Source organism: Candidatus Omnitrophota bacterium, from assembly GCA_016929445.1.
GTDB lineage: Bacteria > Omnitrophota > Gorgyraeia > JAFGIU01 > JAFGIU01 > JAFGIU01.
In genome coordinates this window covers 1-10,117 of sequence record JAFGIU010000133.1, presented here as the reverse complement: position 1 = coordinate 10,117, position 10,117 = coordinate 1, and the positions used below count along the sequence as shown (strand labels likewise).

Below are 10,117 nucleotides of genomic sequence, written 5' to 3'. Positions count from 1 at the left end.
TCAAACCTCAGGACCTGCCGGGACTTTTTCCGGAGCTCAGGGCCGGCCTCAACCGGGGCACGCTTATCGTGTCCATTGCCGCGGGCGTGAAACTCTCCGGCTTGCACCAGGGATTGCCCCCGCGAACAGCGGTTATTCGTGCTATGCCCAATTTGCCCGCAACTGTGGGGCAGGGGATGACGGTATTGGCCGCAGGCCGTTATGCGGGCCCTGCGGCTGTGAACAAGGCCAAGAGTCTTTTTGCCAGTGTGGGGGAAGTTTGGGTTGGGAAGGAATCCCAGTTGGATGCCGTGACAGCACTCAGCGGGAGTGGTCCAGCCTATTATTTTTTGCTTACCGATTTGCTGGCGAGCGCAGGTGTGCGTTTGGGTTTGCCTGCTGCGATGGCTGAAGCCCTGGCTTGTTCTACAGCCGTGGGCAGCGGCGCGCTCCTGGCCGGGGGGAGTCTGTCCGCAAAGGAGTTGGTCAAAGCCGTGGCTTCCAAGGGGGGAACGACCGAAGCGGCTCTGAAATCTTTTCAGAAGTCGGGCCTGAACAAGGCAGTGTACGCGGCGGTGAGCGCGGCAGCCCGCAGGTCCAAACAACTCGGAGGTTAGCATGTTTGTCATAGGAAACCTGTTTACTGCCGTAGCGCAGATTCTGGACTTTGTGCTTGTTATTTTGATGTGGATGGTGATCATCCGGGCGCTGCTGAGCTGGGTGAATCCTGATCCTTACAATCCTATTGTGCAGTTTCTTTATGGCGTTACAGAACCCATGATGAGTCCGTTCAGGAGATACCTGCCCATGACAGGCATCGATTTTTCTCCTATCCTGGTTCTCCTGGTGATTATGTTTTCCAGGTGGTTTATTGTGCGAACTCTGTTTGATCTTGGAATGAGGATGAGCTGATGGACAAACCTTTGCTCTACGACCAGCTCCAGGAAAGCGCCGATTATATTTGGGGCCAGGTCTGCACCCGGCCCCGCGTGGGTATTATTTTAGGGACCGGGCTCGGGGGTTTGGCCGCACGCATTGAGAACAAACAGGATATCCCTTATTCGGATATTCCCCATTTCCCTGAATCCACAGTGCAGAGCCACAAGGGTCAGTTCTCCTTCGGGCATCTTGAAGGCCAATCCGTGGCAGTGATGGAAGGGCGCTTTCATTATTACGAAGGCTATAGTTTGCAGGAAGTAACCTATCCGGTGCGCGTCATGAAGGCCTTAGGGGTGGAATTCTTGATCATCTCCAATGCCGCCGGAGGGCTCAATCCCAAATTTTCCAAGGGTGATCTGATGATGATTACGGATCATATTAATTTAATGGGCGTGAATCCCTTGATCGGGCCTAACGACGGACGTTTGGGTTTGCGTTTCCCGGATATGATCGAACCCTATAACCGGGTGCTGTTGGACAAGGCCCGGCAGGTGGTCAAGAAGGAGAAACTCAAAGTGCGCGAGGGCGTTTACGCGGCCATGACCGGCCCTTGTTTGGAGACGCGCGCCGAGTATGCGATGCTGCAGCGTCTCGGAGCGGATGCCATCGGGATGTCCACTGTGCCGGAAGCGATAGTGGCGGTTCATTCCCAGCTCAAGACATTTGCTGTGAGTGTGCTGACGGATCTCTGTTTGCCGGAGGCCCTCGAGCCTTTGGTTATTGAGGATGTGATCCGCATCGCCAATGAGGCCGAGCCGCATCTCACTGCTTTGGTTGCCGGCTTAGTCCGGGAGATTGCAGGTCTCCGGAAGGACGGGGCTTGAGCCATTCCTGCAAGTCGCCTCTGCGTTATTTTCTGCTGGCCGGGGCTTTGGTCTTGGGAGACCAGGCGCTCAAGCTTTGGGTGATGCAGGTCTTTGCGCTGGGTGAATCCCGTCCTTTGATCGGCGGCGTTGTTTATCTGAGCTTGGTGCACAACACAGGGATGGCATTTGGCTTGGCCCGGAGTCATCCGGGCTTTTTTGTTCTCATTTCCTCAGCGGCAATTACAGTTTTTTCTTACCTGTTGCTGCGCTCCAGTTACCGAAGCCAATCCGATGGCTGGATTTTGTGGGGAATGTCCTTGATTTTGGGAGGCGCTGCAGGAAATCTCATCGACCGCGTGCGCTTTGGTTATGTAATTGATTTTTTAGATCTCCGGTGGTGGCCGGTTTTTAATTTGGCGGATAGCGCTATCACAGTGGGCGCAGTGCTGATAGGGATCCGGCTCTTCATACATGAACGGCGCGTGCGGCAATGACGGAATCAGAAAAATATTCCTTTGAACTGAGTCCCGAAGAGGGGAAGAACCGTCTGGATCGCTATTTGGCCCGGATGTTCCCGGACTACTCCCGCACGCATATCAGCCATTTGATTGAAGAGGGTTTTGTACGGGTCAATGAAGAAAAAACGCCCAAGCCGGGGACGCGCATCAAGCCGGGAGACCGAATCGAGATCGAAATCCCTGCAATGGTGGTGCCCAAGGTTCTGCCCGAAGAAATGGATCTGGATATTGTGTATGAGGACGACCGCCTTTTGGTCGTGAACAAGGCGGCAGGCATGATGGTGCACCCTGCGGGGCACATCATGTCCGGGACCCTGGTGAACGGTCTCATGGCGTACTGCGCGGCCCTCGGAGATGAACTTCCGGCGCGGGCCGGTTTGGTGCACCGTTTGGATCAAGACACCTCGGGGATTTTGGTAGTGGCCAAGGATTACAATGCGCATCATTATCTGGCCAGGCAATTCGAGCGGCGCACTGCCATGCGGCGTTATGCGGGCCTGGTTGCAGGCGTTTTCGAGTTGGACACCGGGCGCATTGATGTGCCGGTTGGAAAAGACCGGGAGCACTGGCCGCGTATGAAGGTCATGGGGGCCGAAGGCAAAGAGGCTGTGACCGAGTACGAAGTTGTGGAACGCTTTGCCGAGTCCACGTTGCTGAGCATCAAACCTATTACCGGCCGGACCCATCAAATCCGGGTCCACCTTGCGTGGTTCGGCCATCCGATCCTGGGGGACACCCGCTATGGGATGGGAAATCGCTACAATACGCTGGTAGGCGCGTTCTCGCGCCAGCTGCTCCACGCGCAGGATCTGGGCCTGTGTCATCCGGATCCTCCGCATGAATACATGGAGTTCACAAGTGAGCTCCCCCTTGACTTCCAAGAGGCTGTCTCCGTTCTGCGGCAAGGCAAGCGCCCGAGTCTTTCTCCGGAATAATTGGCCCGAAGCGAAGAGACCTGTTGGCTAAGTTGCCTCTGGAACCGATTGCGATTATCATGTTTCCGGAGGTTACCCATGCGACTCAATCGTTCCGGTGCGGCTCTGGTTTGGATGCTCTGTTTGTTGATTTTGTGCGCGGCGGGCGGCTCGGTCTATCTCTATACGCTTTATTTGGGCGAAAAGGATTCACGCTTGGCTTCCGAGCACCGTGTGAATTTGCTGGAGCGGCAGAAACGCTCGACCGAGCAAAAAGTTGAAAAGCTCCGGGAAGAAAGCACCAGTCTGACTGAGGAGATTGTGGCCCGCCAGACAGAGGTTGCGGCCTTACGGGGGGACTTTGAAAAAGAGTCCCGGGCCCGGGAGACCACGGAGCTCAAACTTCGGGAGCAGGAGTCCCGCCTCAAGGAAATCCGGACCAGTCTGGAAGCGGAACAGCGGGAAAAGACATCGCTGGCAAAGAGGCTTGAGGAGCTGGAGACTGCCCGGGAGCAACTTCAAAGCGAATTGAAGACTGCCCAGGAGGAAAAGGAGCAGCTTGCCCGGCATCTGGAGCAGGCAAAGCAGGCTCCCCGGCAGGCCGCGGCATCCGGGCCGGGCTTTGTGCCCGATTATGGGGTGAATGCAGTGCCTTCTCCTGTGACCGAGCCTGAAGCGGATTTAGTGAGCCTGCCGGCGGTGGACCCCAAACTGGTTTCCGAAGTGCTTGTGGTCAATCGCGAATTTGATTTTGTGGTTATTGGCTTAGGCGCCAAGGATCCTGTGGAGTTGGGTATGATTTTCGATATCTATAAGGATAACGTGCTGGTCGGCCAGGCGCAGGTGGAGAAGATTTACAGCGCCATGTCTGCGGCCGCAGTGGTAAGCGGTTACGATATCAAGGATATCTCCGAAGGATGCGTTGTGCGTCCCGCTCAAGGCGTGCTGTGAGCTCTCCCCAAGTGATCAACCCTTCTCGAGGCCTGCAGGGTTCGATTCGTGTGCCTTCCGACAAATCCGTCAGTCATCGAGCCTTGATGCTTAGCGCCGTTGCCGAAGGGCAGACGCGGATTCATGCCCTGTTGGCGGCCGGGGATTGCCTCAGCACGCGCGATGCGCTCATGCAGATGGGCGTGCGCATGGACACTTTGGGCCAGACAGAAGATCGTCTGGACGTCTTGGTTCACGGCGTGGGCTTGCACGGTTTGCGAGAGCCTCAGGGGGCGCTCAATGCCGGGAACTCCGGCACGACCCTGCGGCTTATGCTCGGGCTCTTGGCGGGCTGTCCCTGGCAGGCGCGCATTTTGGGGGATGAGTCCCTGAGCCGCCGCCCCATGGACCGGGTGGCTTTGCCATTGAGGCAGATGGGGGCTTCTGTGGCCGGGCAGGGCGATCGCTGCACTCCGCCTTTGCAAGTGCGCGGGACAGACACCGTGAAAGCGATCGCTTACCAGAGTCCGGTGGCCAGCGCCCAGGTCAAATCGTGTGTGCTCCTGGCCGGGCTTTTTGCCAAAGGCACCACAAGTGTGGAGTTGCCCCGTCCGGCTCGCGATCATACCGAGCGCATGCTGGAGCACTTCGGAGTTCCCGTGGAGGTTGACGGCCTGCGTTGCAGCGTCTCAGGCCCGGCCCGGCTGCGCGCCAAGGACCTGGTTGTGCCCGGAGACCTTTCCAGTGCCATGTTTTTCCTGGTTGCCGGAAGCCTGGTTCCCGGCTCCCAGTTGGTTCTCGAAGAGGTAGGGCTCAATCCCACCCGGCGGGCCGGTCTGGATATCCTCGAGCGAATGGGGGCGGATCTGCAGATCAGCTTCACAGGGGCAAAAACCGGGGAACCCGTGGGGCGGATCGAAATCAAGACCCATGCGCTTCAAGGGGTGGAAGTGGGCCCGGACGAAGTGGCAGTGGCCATCGATGAACTGCCCATCCTGATGGTGGCTGCGACTCAAGCCGAGGGCCTAAGCTGCTTCCGGGGAGCCGGGGAACTGCGCGTCAAGGAGACGGACCGCATTGCCTCCATGACCGAGGGGCTTAGGCGGATGGGCGCCAAGATCGAAGTCCGGGGCGAGGATATCCGGGTCCAGGGCCCGGTCCTTTTGCAGGGTGCCTCGGTGGAGAGCTTCGGAGACCACCGCACAGCCATGAGCCTGGCCGTGGCCGGGCTTGTGGCAAAGGGCAAGACTCAGATTCAGAATCCCGCTTGCGTCTCCATATCCTACCCCGCCTTTTTCAACACTCTTTCTTTCCTGAGTCCCGTTTGACAGCGCTCTGCAGCGGTGTAGAATGACAATACTCTTTTGCACCCTGGTGCTGTGGGCACCCTCCTAAACCAGGAAAGGACACACCACATTGGCCCCCAGAGGACCTCTCAGTCAGACCATCGGCTTCGGAGTTCGGGGTATCAACCATGTCATGGGTTTGTTTTCCAGCGATATGGGGATCGATCTGGGGACCGCCAACACCCTCGTCTATGTCAACGGCAAAGGCATTGTCCTGTGTGAACCCTCTGTAGTGGCTGTGGAAAAGGGCACTTCCCGCGTGCTTAAAGTCGGGGAGGAGGCAAAACGCATGGTGGGCCGGACCCCCGGCAATATTGTGGCCATCCGCCCCTTGCGCGACGGGGTTATCGCCGATTTTGAAATCACTCAAAGCATGCTTCGCTATTTCATCAATAAGGTTCACGATCGCCGTGTTTTTGTGCGCCCGCGCATTGCCATTGCGATTCCTTCGGGTATTACCGAGGTCGAGAAGCGCGCTGTCAAAGACAGCGCCGAGCAGGCGGGCGCGCGCGAAGTTTTTTTGATCGAGGAACCTATTGCCGCAGCCATCGGAGTGGGCCTTCCCATCAGTGACCCTGCGGGGAATATGGTGATTGATATCGGCGGCGGTACCACCGAAATCGCCGTAATCTCTTTGGGCGGTATTGTCTTTGCCAAGAGCATCCGGATCGGCGGAGACGAAATGGACCAAGCCATTATCGACCACATGAAGAAGACCTATAACCTGATGATCGGGGAGCGCACAGCCGAGGAAATCAAGATCAACATCGGATCCGCCTATGCTCTTGAAGAGGAATATTCCATGGAGGTCCGGGGCCGGGACTTGGTGTCGGGATTGCCCAAGATGGTGACCGTGACTTCCGAGGAGATCCGGGAGGCTTTGGCAGAGCCCATCTCCGCGATTCTGGAGGCCTCGCGCATTACCTTGGAGCGCACGCCTCCGGAGCTCTCCGCAGACCTCATCGAGCGAGGAATCATTATGGCCGGAGGCGGTTCGCTTTTGCGGGGGATCGATCAATTGATCTCAGAAGAAACCGGTCTGCCCGTGCACGTGGCGGACGATCCTTTAACCGCGGTGGCTCTGGGCACGGGGAAGGTACTCAACGAAATTGATTCCTTGCGCCGCGTGACTGTGCAGCCCCGCGAAACCCTATAGCACCCCTTGAAGAGAGCTTTCCTATTTTGTCTCCTGGTTCTGGTCCTGGGAGCGGGTATTCTTTTGGCCCGCATCCAAAGCCCTTCTCCTTCCACGAGTGTTTTCGCCTCTGTCTTTAAAGTACCCTTTGCTGCAGTGCATACGGCCTGGAGCTGGGTTGCGGGCCTTGGAATTTACCCGCGTTTGCGCGCTGAAAACGCTCAACTTCGTCACGAGATCACCGAACTTTCTTTTCAGCTTTCCCGGCTGCGTGATGCGGCCGTGGAGATCGATTCCTTGCGACGCCTGCTCAAACTCAGAGAGGAAATTAATGTGCCCGGGGTGGCGGCGAGTGTGGTGGCCTTTGATCCCTCGCCCTATTCCAATAGTTTTTGGATTGATCGGGGAGAAGAGGATGGGATCAAGTGCGGCGCGCCGGTATTGGCATACACAGGATTGGTGGGCAGTGTGGTACAGGCGGGGGCGCGGACCAGCCAGGTTTTGATGCTGACAGATCCCAATCAGCGAGTGGGAGCCTTGATCCGGCGTACCGGGGAACAGGGAGTGGCCGCGGGGACCTTGGGAAAAAACCTGAGGCTCAAATATCTGGGGCCGGAAAGCGAGGCAATTCCCGGTGACTTGGTTGTGACCTCCGGAGCCGGAGGCCGTATTCCCAAAGGTCTTGTCATCGGTTTCCTCGCAGCAGAGCCCGTGAAGCCGGATCGGCAAGCAGAAAGGGAGACAGTGCTTCAACCCGCCGTGGATCTGGACCGGGTTCAGGATGTGTGGGTGGTACTCCGGTGAATCGCGGCCTCATTCCGATTTGGTTGATCTGGGTTCCGGTACTGCTTGTATTGCAAGTGACTTGGATAGCCCGTGTGACCGGGGCGGAAACCTCGCCGGACTTTTTGCTCTTTCTGTCCTTGTACGGGGCCCTTGTTTTTCCCCGGCGCTGGGCGCTTCTGCCTGCCCTGGTATTGGGTTTTTTGGCAGATACCCTGTCTTTCCTGCCCATGGGCTTAACCAGTGTTTCCTATCTATCCGGGGCTGTCTTGGTGCTTTTGTGCACTCGATTCCTCGACCCCATGAATAGGACCGTGCAATGGGTTTGTGCTGTTCTCGGAACTTTTGCGGCCCAGGCCTCGATGGGCATTGCCTTAAGCGTTTCGCCGCAGTGGTCTTTGAGCACAACAACGTTGGCGGGTCTGGGGGCTGTTCAAGTGGCTTGGGCCTTGTTTCTATGGATTCCGCTGGTGTGGCTTCTCAAACGGAACCCTGTGTCCTCATGAGCTTGAGTGTTTTGAGCCAATTTCGAATGCGCCGTTTGCAATGGATGCTTTACTTGGCCATGCTTGCCCTGGGCGTGGGTTTGGCGCGTTTGCAGCTCTGGCAGGGAGAACTCTACCGGGAAAAAAGTGATCGTAATCGAATCCGGTTGTTGATCCAACTGGCGGAAAGAGGCCGGATTCTCGATACGCAAGGCCGGGTGCTTGCCTCGGATCGGACAGCCCTGGATGTGCTGGTGTTGCCGCAGCAATCCGGAGAACGCGCCGAAGTCGCAGCAAAGCTCTCCACACTATTGGGCATTCCCTCCGAAGAACTCCTGCGTGTGTATAAGCGAAACTACGAGGCCCCCTTTGTACCCGTGCCTTTGGTCAGGGATCTGCGTGTGCCTCAGGCCGCGGCCGTGGAGGAATCCTGGTTGGATTTGCCCGGGGTTTTTGTGCGTCCGCGTCCGCAGCGGGAATATCCCTATGGCGCTTCTACCGCGCATGCCGTGGGTTATGTGGGCAGAATCACGCGTGAGGAATACCGGAAATGGGTGGAGTACGGGTACCGTCCGCGCGATCTGGTCGGCCGCGCAGGAGTGGAGGCCAGGTATGACTCCTATCTTCGAGGGCGGGAGGGAGGCCAACAGGTGGAGGTGGACAATCGCAGCCGCATGGTCCGTATTTTGGGCGAGAGGCCTTCCACTCCAGGCAAAGAAATCACACTGACGCTGGATGCTGAACTCCAAGAACTTCTTTCCGCTCAAATGCACGAAATGGCAGGTGCCGCAGTGGTCCTCAATTGCCGTACCGGAGCTGTTCTTGCGCTGGTGAGCGTGCCCGGTTTTGATTCCAATCTCTTTAGCTTGGCAGCCACCGGTTCCCAGTACCATGATGTGGCTTTGCGCGAGAACCAACTCTCCGCGCTCTTTCAGGATCCTGGGATTCCTTTATTGCCCCGTGCTGTCGCAGGGGAGTATCCTCTGGGTTCGATTCAAAAGGTTCTTGTCGGTGCCGTGGGATTGCATCTGCACGAATTCGACGCAAATACGCGGGTTACCTGCAGAGGCAGTCTGCAACTTGGAAACCAGACCTTCCGGTGTTGGTATGAGAGGGGTCATGGCCCGGTCAATTTACAGAGTGCGCTCGAGCATTCCTGCAACATCTATTTCTACGAGCTCGGGCGGCGTATCGGGATTCGAAGACTCTCCGTCTGGGCCGGACATTTTGGTTTGGGACGTGCGCCGGGTCTGATGCCCGGGGAAGAGAAAAGCGGGCTTTTTCCGGACAGGCAGTGGAAACGCGCAGAACTCGGGGAGCCCTGGTACGAAGGCGACACTCTCAATGTTTCAATCGGGCAAGGGGCAGTGCTTGCCACGCCCGTGCAGGCCGCGTGCATGATTGCGGCTGTGGCCAACGGCGGCTATTTGCCCCAGCCTTACTTGCTGCAGGCCATTGAGGGCATGGATGTCACGGACCCTGTGCTCCGGCCTGTAGGAATAGGGGATGAAGTCTTCAGGGAAGCAAGAGAGGGCATGCGCCGTGCGGTTGAAAGTGAACAAGGGACAGGACAGCATGCCTTTGTCGCAAAAGGTCTGACTGCCGGGAAGACCGGGACAGTCCAAGTCCCGCAGGGCAGCCCCCACGGATGGTTTGTGGGCTTTTCGCCGGTAGACGATCCTCAATGGGCTATTGCCGTCCTTGTCGAACATGCCGGACAGGGAGGCGGAGCTCCTGCGGTTCTCGGACATCAAATAGTCCAGTATTTGAATGATGCAGGTTATCTATAGAGGAAAACGCGTGGCTTCACGTTCACTAATCAAACAATTTGACTGGGTTCTCTTTGGCGCGGCCATGCTTTTGACAGTCATCGGTCTTTCTGCCGTTTACAGTGCAACGCTTCAGATCGAGATGGACCACTTCCAAAAGCAATTGATTTGGACAGCCGTAGGCTTGGGAATTTTCCTCATCACCGTTGGGATTGGCTACCGCCGTTTTCTGGATTTTTCTTACCTATTCTATTTGATAACCGTGCTCGCCCTTGCGGGGGTCCTTGTTTGGGGGGATGTGCGCTATGGTGCCCGGCGTTGGCTGGACTTGGGTTTTGTGGCTCTGCAGCCCTCGGAATTTGTGAAGCCGGTTCTGATTATTGTCTTGGCCCGCTTTGTGGGAGCAAACCGCTTCAGCATGGGACGGTGGGCCGGCCTCTTGCGGCCCTTGTTCTTGGTGGCTTTGCCCTTTTTCCTCGTTCTCCTGGAGCCGGACCTGGGCACTGCGCTTAT

12 protein-coding genes are annotated in these 10,117 nt (G+C 57.2%); all 12 read left to right on the top strand.

All coding sequences use genetic code 11. From position 1 onward, the window contains the following. Window positions 1-596, top strand: a 596-nt coding sequence (locus JW937_10375) for a pyrroline-5-carboxylate reductase (GenBank protein ID MBN1587815.1), incomplete at its 5' end; no start/stop codon positions are given. Between the two features lies 1 nt (window position 597). Continuing rightward, entirely contained in the window at window positions 598-891 is a 294-nt protein-coding gene (locus JW937_10370) for a YggT family protein (GenBank protein MBN1587814.1), read from the top strand. Then, a complete protein-coding gene (locus tag JW937_10365) occupies window positions 888-1,742 on the top strand; it encodes a purine-nucleoside phosphorylase (protein MBN1587813.1) in 855 nt (284 codons plus the stop codon). Before JW937_10370 ends, JW937_10365 begins: the two co-directional genes overlap by 4 nt. A gap of 20 nt (window positions 1,743-1,762) precedes the next feature. Continuing rightward, on the top strand, window positions 1,763-2,218 hold the full coding sequence (lspA, locus tag JW937_10360; GenBank protein ID MBN1587812.1) for a signal peptidase II: 456 nt from the start codon (window positions 1,763-1,765) through the stop codon (window positions 2,216-2,218). After that, window positions 2,215-3,177, top strand: coding sequence for an RluA family pseudouridine synthase (locus tag JW937_10355; GenBank protein ID MBN1587811.1), 963 nt, complete (start codon window positions 2,215-2,217; stop codon window positions 3,175-3,177). Before lspA ends, JW937_10355 begins: the two co-directional genes overlap by 4 nt. Before the next feature lie 78 nt (window positions 3,178-3,255). Further along, the gene (locus tag JW937_10350) at window positions 3,256-4,107 is read left to right on the top strand and encodes a hypothetical protein (protein ID MBN1587810.1); all 852 of its coding nucleotides are present in this window, start codon (window positions 3,256-3,258) and stop codon (window positions 4,105-4,107) included. Then, window positions 4,074-5,414 carry a 3-phosphoshikimate 1-carboxyvinyltransferase gene (gene aroA, locus JW937_10345; protein ID MBN1587809.1) on the top strand — a complete coding sequence of 447 codons (1,341 nt, stop codon included), beginning with the start codon at window positions 4,074-4,076 and terminating at the stop codon, window positions 5,412-5,414. The genes JW937_10350 and aroA overlap by 34 nt, the downstream gene beginning before the upstream one ends. 151 nt (window positions 5,415-5,565) lie before the next feature. Beyond that, complete coding sequence (locus JW937_10340) at window positions 5,566-6,588, top strand: rod shape-determining protein (GenBank protein ID MBN1587808.1); 1,023 nt, start codon at window positions 5,566-5,568, stop codon at window positions 6,586-6,588. A 6-nt stretch (window positions 6,589-6,594) separates the two neighbouring features. After that, window positions 6,595-7,371 (top strand): rod shape-determining protein MreC, encoded by a 777-nt coding sequence (mreC, locus tag JW937_10335; GenBank protein MBN1587807.1) that lies wholly within the window; start codon window positions 6,595-6,597, stop codon window positions 7,369-7,371. After that, complete coding sequence (gene mreD / locus JW937_10330) at window positions 7,368-7,856, top strand: rod shape-determining protein MreD (GenBank protein MBN1587806.1); 489 nt, start codon at window positions 7,368-7,370, stop codon at window positions 7,854-7,856. The genes mreC and mreD overlap by 4 nt, the downstream gene beginning before the upstream one ends. Further along, on the top strand, window positions 7,853-9,625 hold the full coding sequence (gene mrdA, locus JW937_10325) for a penicillin-binding protein 2 (GenBank protein MBN1587805.1): 1,773 nt from the start codon (window positions 7,853-7,855) through the stop codon (window positions 9,623-9,625). Before mreD ends, mrdA begins: the two co-directional genes overlap by 4 nt. A 10-nt stretch (window positions 9,626-9,635) precedes the next feature. After that, on the top strand, window positions 9,636-10,117 hold a 482-nt coding region (locus JW937_10320; protein ID MBN1587804.1), incomplete at its 3' end, for an FtsW/RodA/SpoVE family cell cycle protein.

Bases quoted from the DNA above. Each gene is read 5' to 3' on its own strand.
- JW937_10370 (MBN1587814.1), top strand. From the start codon at position 598: ATGTTTGTCATAGGAAACCTGTTTACTGCCGTAGCGCAGATTCTGGAC.
- JW937_10355 (MBN1587811.1), top strand. From the start codon at position 2,215: ATGACGGAATCAGAAAAATATTCCTTTGAACTGAGTCCCGAAGAGGGG.
- JW937_10350 (MBN1587810.1), top strand. From the start codon at position 3,256: ATGCGACTCAATCGTTCCGGTGCGGCTCTGGTTTGGATGCTCTGTTTG.
- aroA (MBN1587809.1), top strand. From the start codon at position 4,074: ATGCGTTGTGCGTCCCGCTCAAGGCGTGCTGTGAGCTCTCCCCAAGTG.
- JW937_10340 (MBN1587808.1), top strand. From the start codon at position 5,566: ATGGGTTTGTTTTCCAGCGATATGGGGATCGATCTGGGGACCGCCAAC.
- mrdA (MBN1587805.1), top strand. From the start codon at position 7,853: ATGAGCTTGAGTGTTTTGAGCCAATTTCGAATGCGCCGTTTGCAATGG.